The organism is Maritimibacter fusiformis (genome assembly GCF_008086115.1).
Lineage (GTDB): Bacteria > Pseudomonadota > Alphaproteobacteria > Rhodobacterales > Rhodobacteraceae > Muriiphilus > Muriiphilus fusiformis.
Genome location: NZ_VSIY01000006.1, coordinates 139,505 through 156,254, shown reverse-complemented (window position 1 = coordinate 156,254; position 16,750 = coordinate 139,505). Strand labels below are relative to the sequence as shown.

20 protein-coding genes and 4 tRNA genes are annotated in these 16,750 nt (G+C 66.4%); 8 read left to right on the top strand and 16 right to left on the bottom strand.

From position 1 onward, the window contains the following. Positions 1-82 precede the first annotated feature (82 nt). From FVF75_RS09725 to FVF75_RS09690, 8 genes are all read right to left on the bottom strand, one after another. Positions 83-760 (bottom strand): alpha/beta hydrolase, encoded by a 678-nt coding sequence (locus FVF75_RS09725; RefSeq protein WP_148377774.1) that lies wholly within the window; start codon positions 758-760, stop codon positions 83-85. Then, the gene (locus FVF75_RS09720; protein ID WP_246138055.1) at positions 757-1,389 is read right to left on the bottom strand and encodes a DNA-3-methyladenine glycosylase family protein; all 633 of its coding nucleotides are present in this window, start codon (positions 1,387-1,389) and stop codon (positions 757-759) included. Before FVF75_RS09720 ends, FVF75_RS09725 begins: the two co-directional genes overlap by 4 nt. Continuing rightward, complete coding sequence (locus FVF75_RS09715; protein ID WP_148377773.1) at positions 1,386-2,123, bottom strand: cobalt-precorrin-6A reductase; 738 nt, start codon at positions 2,121-2,123, stop codon at positions 1,386-1,388. Before FVF75_RS09715 ends, FVF75_RS09720 begins: the two co-directional genes overlap by 4 nt. After that, positions 2,120-3,166 carry a cobalt-precorrin-5B (C(1))-methyltransferase gene (locus tag FVF75_RS09710; RefSeq protein ID WP_148377772.1) on the bottom strand — a complete coding sequence of 349 codons (1,047 nt, stop codon included), beginning with the start codon at positions 3,164-3,166 and terminating at the stop codon, positions 2,120-2,122. The genes FVF75_RS09715 and FVF75_RS09710 overlap by 4 nt, the downstream gene beginning before the upstream one ends. Before the next feature lie 111 nt (positions 3,167-3,277). After that, the gene (locus tag FVF75_RS09705) at positions 3,278-3,505 is read right to left on the bottom strand and encodes an RND transporter (RefSeq protein WP_148377771.1); all 228 of its coding nucleotides are present in this window, start codon (positions 3,503-3,505) and stop codon (positions 3,278-3,280) included. An 83-nt stretch (positions 3,506-3,588) separates the two neighbouring features. Further along, positions 3,589-3,665, bottom strand: a tRNA-Asp gene (locus FVF75_RS09700). Positions 3,666-3,697: 32 nt separating this feature from the next. Beyond that, positions 3,698-3,774: transfer RNA gene (locus FVF75_RS09695), tRNA-Asp, on the bottom strand. Positions 3,775-3,868: 94 nt separating this feature from the next. Further along, on the bottom strand, positions 3,869-4,483 hold the full coding sequence (locus tag FVF75_RS09690; RefSeq protein WP_246138054.1) for a histidine phosphatase family protein: 615 nt from the start codon (positions 4,481-4,483) through the stop codon (positions 3,869-3,871). Between the two features lie 184 nt (positions 4,484-4,667). On the opposite strand from FVF75_RS09690, the gene FVF75_RS09685 reads away from it, so the two are divergent. After that, positions 4,668-5,447 carry a polysaccharide deacetylase family protein gene (locus FVF75_RS09685; protein ID WP_148377770.1) on the top strand — a complete coding sequence of 260 codons (780 nt, stop codon included), beginning with the start codon at positions 4,668-4,670 and terminating at the stop codon, positions 5,445-5,447. 12 nt (positions 5,448-5,459) lie between these two features. Here the strand turns inward: FVF75_RS09685 and FVF75_RS09680 are convergent. From FVF75_RS09680 to FVF75_RS09670, 3 genes are all read right to left on the bottom strand, one after another. Further along, positions 5,460-5,535: transfer RNA gene (locus FVF75_RS09680), tRNA-Val, on the bottom strand. A 679-nt stretch (positions 5,536-6,214) separates the two neighbouring features. Next, a tRNA-Val gene (locus FVF75_RS09675) sits at positions 6,215-6,289 on the bottom strand. An 18-nt stretch (positions 6,290-6,307) separates the two neighbouring features. Further along, complete coding sequence (locus tag FVF75_RS09670) at positions 6,308-6,757, bottom strand: HU family DNA-binding protein (RefSeq protein ID WP_148377769.1); 450 nt, start codon at positions 6,755-6,757, stop codon at positions 6,308-6,310. 181 nt (positions 6,758-6,938) lie between these two features. Here FVF75_RS09670 and FVF75_RS09665 point away from each other — a divergent pair, with 181 nt between their 5' ends. Beyond that, positions 6,939-7,370, top strand: coding sequence for a tail fiber domain-containing protein (locus tag FVF75_RS09665; protein WP_148377768.1), 432 nt, complete (start codon positions 6,939-6,941; stop codon positions 7,368-7,370). 43 nt (positions 7,371-7,413) lie between these two features. Beyond that, entirely contained in the window at positions 7,414-7,635 is a 222-nt protein-coding gene (locus tag FVF75_RS09660) for a hypothetical protein (RefSeq protein ID WP_148377767.1), read from the top strand. Between the two features lie 104 nt (positions 7,636-7,739). Here FVF75_RS09660 and lon read toward each other — a convergent pair whose 3' ends face one another. The 5 genes from lon to phhA all read right to left on the bottom strand — a co-directional run bounded on the left by lon (position 7,740) and on the right by phhA (position 13,980). Beyond that, the gene (lon, locus tag FVF75_RS09655; protein ID WP_148377766.1) at positions 7,740-10,142 is read right to left on the bottom strand and encodes an endopeptidase La; all 2,403 of its coding nucleotides are present in this window, start codon (positions 10,140-10,142) and stop codon (positions 7,740-7,742) included. 283 nt (positions 10,143-10,425) lie between these two features. Further along, entirely contained in the window at positions 10,426-11,556 is a 1,131-nt protein-coding gene (tgt, locus tag FVF75_RS09650; protein WP_148377765.1) for a tRNA guanosine(34) transglycosylase Tgt, read from the bottom strand. Positions 11,557-11,637: 81 nt separating this feature from the next. Beyond that, the gene (locus FVF75_RS09645; RefSeq protein ID WP_148377764.1) at positions 11,638-12,729 is read right to left on the bottom strand and encodes a hypothetical protein; all 1,092 of its coding nucleotides are present in this window, start codon (positions 12,727-12,729) and stop codon (positions 11,638-11,640) included. 96 nt (positions 12,730-12,825) lie between these two features. Continuing rightward, positions 12,826-13,164, bottom strand: a complete 339-nt coding sequence (locus tag FVF75_RS09640) for a 4a-hydroxytetrahydrobiopterin dehydratase (RefSeq protein ID WP_222861215.1) — start codon at positions 13,162-13,164, stop codon at positions 12,826-12,828. Positions 13,165-13,176: 12 nt separating this feature from the next. Further along, complete coding sequence (phhA, locus tag FVF75_RS09635) at positions 13,177-13,980, bottom strand: phenylalanine 4-monooxygenase (protein WP_148377762.1); 804 nt, start codon at positions 13,978-13,980, stop codon at positions 13,177-13,179. A 124-nt stretch (positions 13,981-14,104) separates the two neighbouring features. On the opposite strand from phhA, the gene FVF75_RS09630 reads away from it, so the two are divergent. The 5 genes from FVF75_RS09630 (at position 14,105) to tpiA (ending at position 16,664) form a co-directional block, all read left to right on the top strand. Next, positions 14,105-14,587, top strand: a complete 483-nt coding sequence (locus FVF75_RS09630; protein WP_148377761.1) for an Lrp/AsnC family transcriptional regulator — start codon at positions 14,105-14,107, stop codon at positions 14,585-14,587. Positions 14,588-14,704: 117 nt separating this feature from the next. Next, a complete protein-coding gene (locus FVF75_RS09625; protein WP_148377760.1) occupies positions 14,705-15,067 on the top strand; it encodes an SUF system Fe-S cluster assembly protein in 363 nt (120 codons plus the stop codon). An 87-nt stretch (positions 15,068-15,154) separates the two neighbouring features. Continuing rightward, positions 15,155-15,520 (top strand): HesB/IscA family protein, encoded by a 366-nt coding sequence (locus tag FVF75_RS09620; RefSeq protein WP_148377759.1) that lies wholly within the window; start codon positions 15,155-15,157, stop codon positions 15,518-15,520. Beyond that, positions 15,517-15,828 carry a TfoX/Sxy family protein gene (locus FVF75_RS09615; protein WP_148377758.1) on the top strand — a complete coding sequence of 104 codons (312 nt, stop codon included), beginning with the start codon at positions 15,517-15,519 and terminating at the stop codon, positions 15,826-15,828. Before FVF75_RS09620 ends, FVF75_RS09615 begins: the two co-directional genes overlap by 4 nt. An 89-nt stretch (positions 15,829-15,917) precedes the next feature. Continuing rightward, positions 15,918-16,664 carry a triose-phosphate isomerase gene (tpiA, locus tag FVF75_RS09610; protein ID WP_148377757.1) on the top strand — a complete coding sequence of 249 codons (747 nt, stop codon included), beginning with the start codon at positions 15,918-15,920 and terminating at the stop codon, positions 16,662-16,664. Positions 16,665-16,750 lie beyond the last annotated feature (86 nt).

Below are 16,750 nucleotides of genomic sequence, written 5' to 3'. Positions count from 1 at the left end.
CGGTCTGACAACCCCATCATATGCGCATCACGAACAAGGGAACGTGGCCCGGGGACACGACCAGCGCAGGCCGGTCCGCCGTTCACCGGGCCTCGGGGTCGATCCCCAACCGCTGGGCCATGAAGGTCAGCGCCACCGACAACCCGTCCGGCGCGATGCCGTGGCCGGTGCCTTCCATGATATGCCCGTAGACATCGAACCCCGCCGCCTCGAGCGCCTTGCCGGCCTCGTGGAAATGCCCCGGCGGCACCATCTCGTCCTGGTCGCCATGCACCAAGAGCACCGGCGGGCGGCTCAGGATGCCCTGGCCGAAACTCTCGGGGTCGAGCACACGGCCGGAAAACGCCACCAGCCCGGCAATCTCGCCCGCCCGGCGCGGCACCACCTGCAGCGCCATCATCGAGCCTTGCGAGAACCCGAACACGATCAGCCTGTCGGGCGTTATCTCTTCCTGTTCAAGCACCTGGTCGATGAAGGCGTCGATGTCCTCGGCCGCCCGGATGGCGCCCGCGGTCATGTCGGCCTCGCTCGATCCGTCGAGCCAGGGGATCGGGAACCACTGGTAGCCCATCGGGTTACCCGCGCAGGGTTCGGGCGCATCCGGCGCGATGAAGGTGGTGTCGCGCATATGCGGCCCCAGCGGGTCAGCCAGCCCCAAAAGGTCGGCGCCGTCGGCACCATAGCCATGCAGAAACAGCACCACCGACGTGGTCTTCCCCGATGCCGCCGGACGGCGTTTGAAGGCCAATTCTCTCGTCATGCCCTGATCCCTTCCCTCGTGGTCATCACCCGGTAATAAGCCCAGAGCAACCGGGCCGCAACGCCCCGCCATGGCGACCAATCGTCCGCCATCGACCGCAGCGCCGCCTCGCGTGGCCGCGCCTCGAGATCGAACAGATCCCGCGCCGCCTCCTGCAACGCCAGATCGCCCGCGGCGAAAACATCGGCCCGCCCCAGCGAGAACATGGCATAAATCTCGGCGGTCCAGCGCCCGACCCCCGGCACCGCGACCAGCGTGGCCACGACCTCGGGATCGGGCATGGATCGCAACGCCCGGTAGTCGATCCCCGCCCGCGCCAGCGCCCCGGCATAGCGGATCTTCTGCCGGCTGAGGCCCACTGCGCGCAAGTCGTCCTCGCTGGCATCGGCCACCCTGCCCGCCTCGTCCAGACCCGCCGCCTGCATCCGCCCCCAGATCGCCGCCGCCGAGGCGGTCGACACCTGCTGGCTGACGATCGCGGCCAGCAACTCGGCAAATCCGTCCGGCTTTCGCCGCAGCGGCAAAGGGCCGGTCCGCTCCAGCGCCGCCGCGAATCGCGGCTCGCACGCCGCCAGCCAGTCGGCGCCCTCGGCCACATCCTCGGCGCTCTCGATGATGCGCCCGATCACAACAGCCGCTCCAGCCACGCAAGCGCGCCGTCGACGTTGTCGACCTGCGCGCCCTGCGGCGCTTCTGGACGGCGGATCAGGATCACCGGCAGCCGCAACAGGCGCGCGGCAAGCAGCTTGGCCCGCCCGGCCTCGCCGCCTGCATCCTTCACCACCAGCACGTCGACCCCTTCGCGCGTGAACAGCCGCACCTCCTCCTCGACCGAGAACGACGGCCGCCCGACCACGAACGCCCCGCCCGCAAGGGGAAACCGCGCCACCGGCGGATCGATCACCCGGCACAGCACCCGCCGGCCCGACAGGTTGGCGAACCCGGTCAGCGACTTGCGCCCGGTGGCCAGGAACACCGTCGCGGTCTCGGGCAGATGCAGGGCCACCTCGTCCGGGCGGCCGACAAAGGTCCAAAGGTCGCCCTCTTCGGCCTGCCAGCCGGGGCGGATCAGGCGCAGATACGGCAGGTCAAGCCGGGCGCAGATCTGGTGCGTGCGGTGCGAGATCCGCTCGGCAAACGGATGCGTCGCATCAATGACCGCCGTCAAGTCGCTGTCTGAAATGATTTTTTTCTGCGCGTCCTCGCCACCGAACCCGCCGCGCCGAACCGCCACGCCCAGATCCGCCGGCACCCTGGTCTCGCCCGCCAGCGAGGCCGTGACCTCGACGCGCGGATCGCCCGCGAGCCGCCGGCAAAGCGCCCGCGCCTCGCCCGTCCCGGCCATCACCAGAACCCGCTTCATGGCCCGGCACGCGCGATCACCGCGCCCTCCCGGTCGACCACCACCACGTCAAACGACATGGCGGTGCCGAACCGCTCCCGCACCGCGCCCAGGGCGCGCTCGGCAACCGCCTTGGCCAGCGGTGCCCCCACGATTTCATAGGCTTGCAGCGCGGTATTCACCTGTGCGATGCGCGCGTCGCCAACCAACTGCGCCAACGCGGGCAGGTCGACCTGGCTGCGCGCGGAATGCAGGTCGATGGCGCCCTGGCCCAGCTTGGTGATCTTGCCGATGCCGCCGCCGATCGTCACCCGCGCCACCGGGTGTTTCACCAGGTATTTCAGCATCCCGCCGGCGAAATCCCCCATGTCGAGCATGGCATGGTCCGGCAACCCATAAAGCGCCTGCACCGCACGCTCGCTGGTCGCCCCGGTGCATCCGGCGACATGCGTTTGCCCGGTCGCGCGCGCCACGTCGATGCCGCGATGGATCGAGGCGATCCAGGCGGCGCAGGAAAACGGCCGCACCACGCCGGTGGTGCCCAGAACCGACAGGCCGCCAACGATGCCCAGCCGAGGGTTCCAGGTCTTGGCCGCCAGGGCCTCGCCGCCGGGGATGGAAATGGTGATCTCGACATTGCCCGGGCGGCCATGCCGCTTCGCCATCTCGGCCACCACCCCGGCCATCATCTGCCGCGGCACCGGGTTGATGGCCGGCTCACCCGGCGCGATCGGCAGGCCGGGCCGGGTTACCGTGCCGACCCCCTGGCCTGCCATGAACCGCACACCCTCGCCCGCCTCGCGCAGCCGTGCCACGATCAGCGCGCCGTGGGTCACATCCGGGTCGTCGCCTGCGTCCTTGGTGATGCCCGCCTCGGCCCAGCCCGACCCTTCGGCCCGGTGCGCCACCGCGAATGTGGGCGTCTCGCCCTTGGGCAGTGTGATGGTGACGGTTTCGGGAAAGGCCCCGCCCCACAGCCGGGCCAACGCCGCCTTGACCGCGGCGGTCGCACAGGCGCCGGTGGTCCAGCCCCGGCGCAGTTCGGGCTTTGGCGGATCGTCCATTTCGCGACTATAGGCCTGCCCTACGCCAGAACAAGGCCACCCCGGACCCCGGTTTCATCTTGGCCGAAATACTCCCGCCGGAGGCGCGCCGCGCGTCAGCGCGGCGCCACCTCACCCGGCCACCCTGATCTGGGCCATGCGCCCAAGCTTGGCGGCCAGCACAACCCAGGGCGAGCCGTGGAACACGAGGTCGAAGATGTCGATGGCCGCACGCAATTCGCCCGCACCCAGCATCCTGAGCTTTTCCCAGACATGCGGCTCCGGCAGGAAGGGCGCCAGCCCCAGTGTCGCGGCGAGGATCAGTGCCGTCGTCAACGGCAGTTTGTCGAGCAAGCGCATGGCAGCCCCTTCATATTCAATTTTATGAATGTAAATGCACCACGATCAGGGCACAACCCGCAGGACTTCACGATTTCGGGAAATGGCGCGGTTGACGGGACTCGAACCCGCGACCCCCGGCGTGACAGGCCGGTACTCTAACCGACTGAGCTACAACCGCGCATGGACTTTTCGTCCGGGGCTTGGCAGCGGTGGCGCGGTTGACGGGACTCGAACCCGCGACCCCCGGCGTGACAGGCCGGTACTCTAACCAACTGAGCTACAACCGCCCGCTGCTGGGCACCATATAGGGCGCCGTGCCGCCGGGTTCTAGAAGCGCCGCGCCGGGGCGTCAAGCGCTTCCGCGTCCGGGCGCACATTTATTTACGCCGATCCATGCCGCGCCGTCGACAGGGTCCGGTGCACCCCGCCCTCGATATGCCAGACCACGCCCTGGCCACGCGGCAATTCGGCCATCGCCGCACGATCAAGCCCCAGCACAAGCCCGCGCAGCACCAGAAGCGCGATCCCGTGGCCGACGATGATCGTGGGGCCAGCCAGATCGGCCAGCACTCCCTCGATCCGCGCGCAAATCCCGTCAAAGCTCTCCCCGCCCGGAGCGGTGAAATGCCAGCCGAACGGATCGGCCCCGCGCCGTGCCTGGCTATCGGGCCAGCGTGCGAAGATTTCGGCGTCGGTCAAGCCTTGCCACGCCCCCATGCCCACCTCGACCAGGCGCGGGTCGGGCCGCGCGGTCACGCCGACCGGCGCCAGCGCGAGGCGCGCGGTTTCTGCGGCGCGGATCTGCGGCGAGGTCAGCGCGGCAAACGCGCCGCCGCGCCCCGCCAGATCGGCGGCCAGCACCTGCCCCATCGCCGCCGCCTGGGTTCGGCCCATGTCGCTTAGCGGGCTTTCCAGCCGTCCCTGGTGGCGGCCGAGGCGATTCCATTCGGATTGGCCGTGGCGCATCAGGTAGAGTTCCGGCACGAGCAGCCCCACGGCTAACCCCTTGTTCTGTTGGGATAGTAGAACCCGATTTCACTTTTCCGACTGCCGCCCATGCAAATCCGCAACAGTCGCGCGCCCACCCGCGCCCCGGCCCCAACGACATGTTGCAGAGGGGCCGCGCGCGGCAACTACTGGTCGGCAAGACCTTGTAGGACTTTTGCCTGGGGGGGCATAGGTGCTTAACCGAAGAGACCTGATCCTCGGATCGGGCGCCGCGATTGCGGGTGGGACTTTGCTGAAACCGGGGGCGGCGTTTGCCGCCTCGTCCCGCATTGCGCTGCCCACCGATATCGAGGCCGGTGACCTGATCACCGTCACCGCATCGCCGACACATGAGAAATACGTCGCGATGACGTTCGACGACGGGCCGCACCCGACATTGACCCCCCAGCTTCTGGATATCCTCAAGGCCCGCGGCATCCGCGCCACCTTCTACGTGATCGGGCGCAACGTCAGCCGCTATCCGGACATCGTCAAGCGCATGGTCGACGAGGGCCACGAGATCGGCAATCACACCTGGCGCCACCCGGTGCTGTCGCAGCTCGGCACCGCCTCGGTCCTGCGCGAGCTCGACCGCACCGCCGAGGCGGTGTTTCGCGCCGTGCAGCGCATGCCGGTGACGATGCGCCCGCCCTATGGCGCGCTGACCGCCAGCCAGCGCCGGATGGTGCATGACGAACGCGAGATGCCGACGATCCTGTGGTCGGTCGATACCGAGGACTGGCGGCGACCGGGATCGAGCGTCGTGGCCGACCGGATCGTCGCCCACAGCCGCCCCGGCGCCATCGTGCTGACCCACGACATCCATTCCCCGACCATCGCCGCGATGCCCTCGGCGCTCGACCGGTTGATCGAGGGCGGCTACAAGTTCGCCACCGTGTCGATGATCCTGGGCCGGCGCGACTGGACCAAGCTGCGCTGGCGCCTGCCGCAGACGGTGGTGGCGAAGAACTGAGTGGCGTCGGTCTGGTGGGTGATGAGGGACTCGAACCCCCGACATCTTCGGTGTAAACGAAGCGCTCTACCAACTGAGCTAATCACCCGACGTGGCGCTGATAGCGGGGCCGCGGTCTTGGCGCAAGTCCCGGTGCGGCCCCCTCACCGGGGCGGCCTGTTTGCGGCCGGGTCTCGCGCCCGCATCCATCCAGCCCGCTCCAAACCCGTCTTGCGCCGACGACCCGCGCCAAACACCGGCGGCTGCCCGATGCGGCAGATCGGGGATTCGCGGACCACGGCCTGTTACTTCCAGTAAAATTCTAAGAAAAATCCATTGCTTCCGACGTGCAGCGAAGATTAATTAACATTTGATTACCCGCGAATAACAATGTTGACTGGCCTTCAGATGCCACGCCGGACAGGACAGTCCCGGTGGTGGCACAACGAGGGGGCGAGGGAAAACCCACTCCGATCAGGCGACAGGCGCAGCCAAGGCGGCGTCCGTGCCACGAATTGCGTTGGAACCTAGGGAGGGGCGCATGGCAAAACGCATTCGCGTTCTGAACGCGTTTATCTGGATCGGGGGCGGCATATTCGTGCTCATCATATGGGCGCTGGCGATCGTGGGGGCGATCTGCCTTTGGTCCCGATACACCGAGCAATCCGCGATCCCGCCGCATGTCGGGCCCTCGACGGTCGTGCAGCGTGCAGCCCTGCGCCAGACGACGCGGCAGCCCACACTTGCGATAGCGGGTTACACGGAAAACAGTCTGGCCATGCGGGGCGTGGTGGGTGATGAGGGATTTGAACCCCCGACATCTTCGATGTGAACGAAGCGCTCTACCACTGAGCTAATCACCCGGCCCGGGGTGTTTAGCCCTACTCCGCGGCCTCTGCAAGAGGGTCTTTCCCCTCGGGATTGCGCTTTTTCCGGCGCAGTTTCAGCACCACCATGTCCGCGCCGCCAACAGCCTTCTGGCGCTGCACCTTGACCGTGCCGAGCGGTTGCAGCTTGAGGTTCTGGCCCGCGGTCAGCGCCTCCCCCAACTCGTCCAGCATGGCTTCCATCACCTGACGGGTGTCGCTTCCCTTCACGCCCGGGGTGCGGGCCTTGAGGCGGGCGAACAGTTCCTTTTTGCTCAACACCTGCCCCGGCGCCGCCTCGGCCGCCGTCACGCCCTGGACCGGCGCCTTGGTCGTGGTCTGCGGGGTGGTTTTCGCGGTCGTGGACTTGACCACCTTGGCCTTGGTCGCCTTTGGTTTGGCGGTTGCCGATGCCCGCGTGGTGGCGCGCTTGCGCGGAGTGCTGGCTGCCTTTGTCGTAGCCATGTTTTGACTGCCCTTCGTTTATTGTCCCGTTCCTCGAAACAATACGCCAGCAAGGTATTGAAATCCAGTGAATCAGGGCCTCCGCGATGGTTTGGTGACAATTCGTCACCGGATGGTCACGCTTGACAGAACAGCACCGACTGAGGTGAGGTGGATCGGATAATCAGGGGGGATTTATCCGATGAAACACTTCGCATTGACCGCGGCGCTCGCCACAGCGGTCCCGACCGCCGCGCTCGCCGAGACCAGCGCCCAGCCGGTGATGGACCCGGTCTTCATCACCCAGAACGCGACATCATCCGATGACGACCTGCTGGCGCCGCTGCTGTTCGTCGCCTTCGTGCTGGCCGCAATGGCCGCTGTCGCGGGCGGGCCTATCGCGGTTGTCGGGAATGCGTCGGACGCGCGTCTCAAGACCGATGTCACCCGGGTCGGCACGGCGGACAACGGGCTGCCGCTCTATCATTTCCGCTATCTCGGCCAATCGCAGGTCTGGGAAGGCGTGATGGCGCAGGATGTGCTGGCCCACACGCCGCAGGCGGTTTCCGAACTGGGTGGCTATTACATGGTCGATTACGGCAAACTGGGGCTGGAGATGCGTGCGGTCGACTGATAGCTGTAGCGTTGTGAATACGTTCAAGACTCTGGAGGGGAACATGAAACGCATACTCAAGACCGCCGCGCTGGGCGCCGCGCTCATGGTCGGCACGATGGCCGCACCGGGCTTCGCGGATACCGCCGCGGCACCGGTGATGGACGAGGTGTTCATCATGCAGGACGCCGCCACCAGCCTGACGGACCAGGCACTGGCGCCGATCCTGTTCGGGCTGTTCGTCATCTTCGCGCTCACCGCGACGCCGGTGCTTCTGCCGGTTTGATCCCGGGCATCCTGGCTGCATCACGCCGCGGCTGACTGCAGACCACCGACAAGGAAAGGCGCGCCACGAGGGCGCGCCTTTTTTCGTTTCAAGCTGGCGGTGGCTCAGTGCGCCACCTGCCCCGCGGATTCGTCCTTCGACTTCAGCGCCGCGGCGGCCTCTTCGGCGGCCTCGTCCCATTCCACCGGCTCGGGCTTGCGCACCAGCGCGTGCTCGAGCACGTCGCGCACGTTGGTGACCGGGATCAGCGTCAGCCCCTCTTTCACGTTGTCGGGGATCTCGGCCAGGTCCTTCACGTTCTCCTCGGGGATCAGAACCGTCTTGATCCCACCCCTGAGCGCGGCCAGCAGCTTTTCCTTCAGGCCCCCGATCGCCAGCACATTGCCGCGCAGCGTGACCTCGCCGGTCATGGCGATGTCCTTGCGCACCGGGATCTGGGTCAGGACCGAGACGATGGAGGTCACCATCCCCACCCCCGCCGACGGCCCGTCCTTGGGCGTGGCGCCTTCGGGCACGTGGACGTGGATGTCCCATTTCTCGAACTGCGGCGGCTTGACGCCGATGTCGGGCGCGATCGAACGCACGAAGCTCGAAGCCGCGTCGATCGATTCCTTCATCACGTCGCCCAGCTTGCCGGTGGTCTTCATCCGGCCCTTGCCGGGCAGGCGCAGCGCCTCGATCGACAACAGATCCCCGCCCACGCTGGTCCAGGCCAGCCCGGTGACGACGCCGATCTGGTCTTCCTTCTCGGCCAGGCCATAGCGGAACTTGCGCACGCCCAGGTAATCCTCGAGCACGTCGGGGGTAATGCTGACCACCTTGGTGTCGCCCCGGATGATCTTGGTGACCGCCTTGCGCGCGGTCTTGGCGATCTCGCGCTCGAGGTTCCGCACCCCGGCCTCGCGGGTGTAGTAGCGGATGATGTCGGTCAGCGCCTCGTCGGTCAGCTCGTATTCACCCTTTTTCAGGCCGTGGTTCTTGACCTGCTTGTCGATCAGGTGCTGGCGGGCGATCTCGCGCTTTTCGTCCTCGGTGTAACCGGCCAGCGGGATGATCTCCATCCGGTCCAGAAGCGGCGACGGCATGTTGTAGCTGTTCGCCGTGGTCAGGAACATCACGTTCGACAGGTCGTATTCCACCTCGAGATAGTGGTCGACGAAGGTCGAGTTCTGTTCCGGGTCCAGCACCTCGAGCATGGCCGACGCCGGGTCGCCCCGGAAATCGTGACCCATCTTGTCGATTTCATCGAGCAGGATCAGCGGGTTGGTGGTTTTCGCCTTTTTCAGCGCCTGGATGATCTTGCCCGGCATCGAGCCGATATAGGTGCGCCGGTGGCCCCGGATCTCGCTCTCGTCACGCACGCCGCCCAGGCTGATGCGGATGAACTCGCGCCCGGTGGCGCGGGCCACCGATTTGCCAAGGCTGGTCTTGCCCACGCCCGGCGGGCCGACGAGGCACAGGATCGGGCCTTTCAGCTTTTTCGAGCGTTGCTGCACCGCGAGGTATTCGACGATGCGTTCCTTGACCTTTTCGAGCCCGTAGTGATCGTCATCGAGCACCTTCTGGGCGTTGTTCAGGTCTTTCTTGACCCGCGATTTCTTGCCCCACGGGATCGACAGCATCCAGTCGAGGTAGTTGCGCACAACCGTGGCCTCGGCCGACATCGGGCTCATGTTCTTGAGCTTCTTGACCTCGGCCTCGGCCTTTTCACGCGCCTCTTTCGACAGCTGCGTCTCGGCGATGCGCTTTTCCAGTTCGGCGACCTCGTTCTGACCTTCGCCATCGTCGCCCAGCTCGCGCTGGATCGCCTTCATCTGTTCGTTGAGGTAGTATTCGCGCTGGGTGCGCTCCATCTGCGACTTGACGCGGGTCTTGATCTTCTTCTCGACCTGCAGGACGGACATTTCGCCCTGCATCAGCCCATAGATCTTTTCAAGCCGCGCGGCGATCGACAGGGTTTCAAGCAACTCCTGCTTTTCGGCCACATCGACGCCCAGATGCCCGGCCACGAGGTCGGCCAGCTTGGCCGGCTCGGCGGTTGCGGATACCGCGGCCAGTGCCTCTTCAGGGATGTTCTTCTTGATCTTGGCGTAGCGCTCGAACTCCTCGTCCACCGACCGGGTCAGTGCCGCCACGGTGTCGGCGTCGCCCAGGGTTTCCTCGAGCACTTCGGCCTCGGCCTCGAAATACGAGGCGTTTTCGTTGAAGGCGTGGATCTTCACCCGCGCCTGGCCTTCGACCAGCACCTTCACGGTGCCGTCGGGCAGTTTCAGCAGTTGCAGCACATTCGCCAGCACGCCGACACGATAGATGCCCTCGGCCTCGGGATCGTCCACCGACGGGTCGATCTGGCTGGCCAGAAGGATCTGCTTGTCATCCGCCATTACCTCTTCGAGCGCGCGCACGCTTTTTTCACGCCCGACGAAAAGCGGCACGATCATGTGCGGGAACACCACGATGTCGCGCAACGGCAGCACCGGGTGGATTTGGGTTTTTTGCTCGGTCATCTTTTTTCCTTGTCTGGCAAGACGGTCCGGCCCCGGCTTTGGCAGCTCTGCCCGTCTCCTGTTCGCGGTCGTTAATAAATTGGGGACGCTTTCCCCGGATTCAACCGCGGCCCGTGTCGGTGACGACATTGTGCCTGCGCGGATACCGCGCGGCAAGGGCGGCGGCGCCTCAATTCGGACGATTTTACGAAATCCTGTGGGTAACACAGGCCGGTGCCACCGGATATGGCGGGCAGGCCAATTCGCAAGGGCCCCGGACCCGGCCAGAATGCCGCGTCGCTCCTCAGATCGGGTCGATGTCGCCGCCGGCGCGTCCGGCGTGGAAATCCGCCTCGAACCGGGCGAAATCCCCCGCCGCTATGGCGGTGCGCATGCCGTCCATCAGGTCTTGATAATAGCGCAGGTTGTGCCAGGTCAGCAGCATCGACGAGATGATCTCGCCAGCCCGGAACACATGGTGGAGATAGGCCCGCGAATAGCCCCGGCAGGCCGGGCAGGCGCAGTCTTCGTCCAGCGGGCGCGGGTCGTCGGCGTGGCGCGCGTTCTTGATATTGACGACGCCCCGGCGGGTGAACGCCTGCCCGGTCCGGCCCGAACGCGACGGCAGCACGCAATCCATCATGTCGACGCCGCGCCCCACCGCGCCGACGATGTCGTCGGGCTTGCCCACGCCCATCAGGTAACGCGGCTTGTCCTCGGGCAGCATGTCAGGCGCATAGTCGAGCACGCCGAACATCGCCTCCTGCCCCTCGCCCACCGCCAGCCCGCCGATGGCATAGCCGTCAAAGCCGATGGCCTTGAGCGCCTCGGCGCTTTCACCGCGCAATTCCTCGGTGACGCCGCCCTGCTGGATGCCGAACAGCGCATGGCCCGGCCGGTCGCCGAACGCCTCGCGCGAGCGTGCGGCCCACCGCATCGACAGGCGCATCGACTCCGCCACCCGGGCTTCGTCCGCCGGCAGCGCCGGGCATTCGTCGAAACACATCACGATGTCGGAGCCCAGGAGCCGCTGGATCTCCATCGAGGTTTCCGGGCTGAGCATGTGGCGCGAGCCGTCGATATGCGAGCGGAACGACACGCCCTCCTCGGTCAGCTTGCGCAATTCGGCGAGGCTCATCACCTGGAAACCGCCCGAATCGGTCAGGATCGGCCGGTCCCAGTTCATGAACCGGTGCAGGCCGCCCAGACGTGCGATGCGCTCGGCCCCGGGGCGCAGCATCAGGTGATAGGTGTTGCCCAGCAGGATGTCGGCTCCGGTCGCGCGCACGCTCTCGGGCAGCATCGCCTTGACCGTGGCGGCGGTGCCGACCGGCATGAAAGCCGGGGTGCGAATGTCGCCGCGCGGGGTCGAGATCACCCCGGCCCGCGCGCGGCCATCGGTGGCGTTCAGGGTGAACCGGAATGTCGCGCTCATCTGGGGTCTTTCGGCTTGGGTTTTCCTGCTTGTCGCGCGAATCCGCACGCCACACAAGCAAGGCGACGGCTTTGCGCCCGCCTAGCGCCGCTCCAGCACCAGCGCCGCGGTGCCGCCGGGGTCGGCGATCCGGCGCACCGGATATTGCTGTGCGAACCGCAGCGATGTCGCCTTGACCGCGATCAGCGGCGCGTCCCCATCGGACGCAAGCACCCGGGCGAAACGCCAGTCGTCACCGGGCGCCACGCCGCGCCGCATTTCGACCAACCCGGCGAAGATCAGCTCGTTGTCCAGCGACGAAACCCTGTCCACCACCGGCGTCTCGCCCCAGTCGGTCGACATCGCCGAAAAGACCGAGCGCGGCCCGGCACAGCAGGACGGATCGGGCGGCACATAGGGCTCGGCCACCGGCGGGCGAACCGCAGGCACGCCGATCATCCCGGCATGGATCGGGATCTCGCGCCGGAAATGCGGCGTGACCTCGCGCATCACCCCGGCGGCGTTCAGCAGGTAGGCGGCGAAGGAAATGCAGCCGCCACCCTCGAACCGGCCCGGATCGAGCAGCATGCTGTAGCGGGTCTGCGGCTGGTTCGGGTGGGTCAGGAACCGGGTCAGGGCGGCGCGCAGGTTCTCGCATTCGGCGCGACCGACCTCGATGGCGGTCACCACGCCACCGCCGGACGCAAGGCGTTCCATGTGATCGCGCCGATGCCCGCCCTCGGGATAGAGCGACCCATCGGTGAAGGTCGAAAAGAACGGCGCGAACCCCCAGCCCTGCGCCATCATCGTCTGTCCGACATTGTCCCCGGCGCCGGTCATCGAAGCCATGCCCCGATGCGCGCCGCATTGCCAGCCGACGATGGCGTGACCGATCTTGGTGTCGGCCTCGATCTCGGCGGTCGGGTCGGTCAACCCGCGCACCAGCGAGGCCCGCGCAACCTGCGCATTGCGCAGGTCGAAGGGATACCTGGTCGGCAGAAACGCGACGGTGACATAGTCGCGGCTCCGCGGCAGGCCAAGTTGCTTGAGATAGGCCGGCCAGTCGGCTTCTTCATACGGGGCGAGCACATCGGTGCGGCCCGGCTCCACCACTGGCAACTGTTCGATCGCGTTGGAAGAACAGGCGCCGAGAACGGCCAGGCCAACGACCCCGGCCAAACTCAACCAGCTCACCCTGCCCCGATAAAACACCCGGCACCGTCCCTTTTCCTTCCGGTCGAACCTAGGGCAAGGGACTGACAGGCATCAATAAAAAAGCCGCGCCTGCGGTCAGGCTGCGACGATCTGATCCAGCTTGGCGGCGCAGATGAAGTCGTTTTCGCTGAGTCCGTCGATGGCGTGGGTGGTGAAGGTCACCTCGCAATAGCCCCAGCCGAAAGCGATGTCGGGGTGATGCCCCTCCTTGTCGCCGACGAAGGCGGCCACGTTGGCGGTGTAGACCGGCTTGGCAAAGCCCTTGAATTCGAACCGGCGCACCAGCTTCACGCCATCCGTGGTCCAGTCATCGTGCAACTCGGCCTTGAAGCCCGCCACCTCGTCTTCGGTCAGGGGCGGCACGCCGCCTTCGCAGGGCACGCAATGCTTGTCGGTCAGGTTGCAGGTGGTCATTGCCAATCTCCTTCAGGACGCGGCCCGGTCCGGGTCCGCAGGCTCGTAAAGCGGCGCGAACAGGCCTTGGGTCCGGGCCGCGCGCACATCGGCCAGCAGGTCGCGCTCGGCCGCCCGGAACAGGTCGTCGATGTCGTCCATTACGTAGTAGAGCGGCTGATGGATGTCTATCCGGTAGGGCGTGCGCAGGATGTCGATCACGTCGAAGGGGCGATGTTCGGGGCCGTCCGACACGCTCCACGGCAGTTCGGTCGGACTGGACGCCAGCCCCGACCCCAACGCCTTGAGCTCGCCGTCTTCGCGGGTCAGCCCGAACTCGATGGTGAACCAGTAAAGCCGGATCAGCCAGGCGTGATCAGCCTTGTCGGCCCGCACCCCGGCCTGCCCGATGGCATGGGTGAAGGCGGCGAACCGCGGGTCGGTCAACAGCGGCGTGTGGCCCCAGATTTCGTGGAAAATGTCCGGCTCTTCGATATAGTCGAATTCCTCGCGGGTCCGGATGAAGGACGCCGCCGGGAACGCCTTGTCGGCCAGCATCCGGTAGAAACGCCCGAAGGCGATCAGGGCCGGAACCGGCTCGACCCGCCAGCCGGTCAGAGGTCCGAGCACCGCCGAAACCTCGCCGGTCTGCGCCACCCGGTCGCGCGGCAGGTCCAACCGGTCCAGCCCCTCCAGATAGGCCCGCGCCATGTGCCGGCGGACATTCGGTGCCTGCCGGGCCACGAGGTCGCGCCAGACGGCGTTTTCTTCCGGGGTATAGGCGATGTGGCCATCGGCATCGGGGGTTTTCGCGACATGACGGCTGGTCTTTGGCATGGCGTCCTCCTTGCGCATTGCGGCGAACCTTACGGCAAAGTTACCCGAGAGATTCGGGAATTGATTTGCGTTTCGGGTGCGGCTTTGCATCCTCTTGGGAAACATTTTCTACCTGAACTGTGTAATGAGCAAAGATCATCCCCCACTCGATGAAACCGACAAGCGCCTGTTGTCGATCCTCCAGCGCGACGGGCGGATTTCCGTGCAGGATCTCGCGGCCCAGGCCGGTCTGTCGACCTCGCCGTGCTGGCGCAGGCTGCGCAAGCTCGAACAGTCCGGCCTGATCGCGGGCTACGCCGCGCTGATCGACCCGCGCCGGATCGGGTTGAGCGCGCGGGCCTATGTTCACGTCTCGTTGATCGACCACGGCGAGGACACCATCCGCCGCTTCGATGCCTTCGTGGCGCAGGACGACCAGATCGTCGAATGCGCCTCGGCCACCGGCACCGACGACTACATCCTCAAGGTCGTGGCCCGCGATGCCGAAGGGCTGGAGCGCTTTTTGATGCAGCGTTTGCTGGGGCTTGGGCTGGTGCGTTCCTCGACCACGCATTTCGTTCTGCGCGAGAAAAAGCGAACCACCGCGCTGCCGCTCGATCTCGACTGACCCGGCGCGGCCTGCGGGTTGCGCGGGGGCGAAGGGCGACAATTTGGCCAAAACCCGCCCCTAGACCTCGGAAAAAAGAAATCCTATATGTTCGGTCAGGATTACAGGAAACGCGCGATGAACAGTGAGACACCCGAAATCGAGGGCGCCCCGATCATCAAACCCTCGTCGACCGACCACCCGCTCTACCCGGCCATCGTCGAGGCGTGCCGGACGGTCTATGACCCGGAAATCCCGGTCAATATCTACGACCTGGGGCTGGTCTACACGATCGAGATATCGGACGCCAACGAAGTTCACATCCTGATGACCCTGACCGCGCCGGGCTGCCCGGTGGCGGGCGAGATGCCCGGCTGGATCACCGATGCGGTCGGGCCGGTCGATGGGGTCCAGTCGGTCTCGGTGGACCTGACGTGGGACCCGCCCTGGGGCATGGACATGATGTCGGACGAGGCGCGGCTGGAACTGGGCTTCATGTGATCGCGTGACGCGCGGCCCTGCTCTGCGCGCCCCTTGAGCGGCACGCCCTGACGCCCTAGGTTGACAGGGCGAACAAGGAGACCAGACATGTTTTCGATCCCCGGCAAGCAGGCGGTCGCGATGACCGACACCGCCGCCAAGCAAATCGCCAAGCTGATGCAGAAGGATGGCCACCAGGGCCTGCGCATCGGCGTGAAGAAGGGCGGCTGCGCCGGGATGGAATACACCATGGAATACGTCGACGAGGTCGACCCGCTGGACGAGATCGTCGAGCAGGACGGTGCCCGGGTGATGATCGCGCCGATGGCGCAGATGTTCCTGTTCGGCACCGAGATCGACTACGAGGTCAGCCTGCTCGAATCGGGCTTCCGCTTTCGCAACCCCAACGTCTCCGAGGCCTGCGGCTGCGGCGAGTCGATCAAGTTCGACGAAAGCATCGGCCAGGACGGGTGAGCGTCAGCGACAGCGACATCGCCTTTTTTCACGAGCTGTTCGATGGCCTGGGCGGCATCACCCACAGGAAAATGATGGGCGGCCTGTCGATCTACCGCGACGGGCAGATCTTCGCGATCCTGTCCTCCTCCGGTCAGATCTACCTGAAAGCCTCCGGCGCGTTTGCCGAAACCCTCGCCGCCGTGGGATCGGTGAAATTCGAGATGGAAGACGGGCGCGGCATGAATTACTGGACCCTGCCCGACGCCGCCCTCGACGACGCGACCCTCGCCTGCGACTGGGCTGAAAGGGCGCTGGCCGCGCTCTGACCCCCCGTTCCATTCGCCGCACCGCTTGCGCATTGCGCCCCTTGCCGTTTTCGCTAGGCTTCGGCTCGCAACACAACGGGAGAAGTCACATGCGGCGCGGACTTGCGGCAGGCAACTGGAAAATGAACGGCACCGGCGCCTCGCTGGCCGAGATCGAGGCGCTGACGGCGGCCCATCCCGACCCTTCGGTCGATATCCTGATCTGCCCGCCGGCCACGCTGCTCGCCCGGATGTCGGACGCGGTCGCGGGCGGCCCCGTCGCCACCGGCGGCCAGGATTGCCACGCTGCCGTTTCGGGGGCGCATACCGGCGACATCTCCGCCGAAATGCTGCTCGACGCGGGCGCCAGCCACGTGATCGTCGGCCACAGCGAGCGCCGGGCCGATCACCATGAGGCCGACGCCGACGTGCGCGCCAAGGCCGAAGCGGCGATGCGCGCCGGGCTGGTCACGGTGATCTGCCTGGGCGAATCTCTGGCCGAGCGTGAGGCCGGGCGCACGCTCGACGTGATCGGGGCGCAGCTGGCCGGCTCGCTGCCCGACGGGCTGACCGGGGCCAATGCGGTGATCGCCTATGAGCCGATCTGGGCGATCGGCACCGGCAAGGTTCCGACGATTGCGCAGATCGCCGAGGTCCACGATTTCATCCGCTCCGCACTGGTCGAACGTTTCGAGGGCGAAGGCGACAAGATGCGCATCCTCTATGGCGGATCGGTCAAGCCGACGAACGCCGCCGAGATCTTCGCGGTCGCCAATGTCGACGGCGCGCTGGTCGGGGGGGCAAGCCTCAAGGCCGCCGATTTCTCGCCGATCATCGCGGCGCTCGAGGGGGCCTGAGCCTCCGGCCCGGGGGCGCTGCCCCCAACGTTCAGTTTGCGCTGCAAACTGAACGCCCCCGGAGTGTATGAGCCAAGATGAAGGAG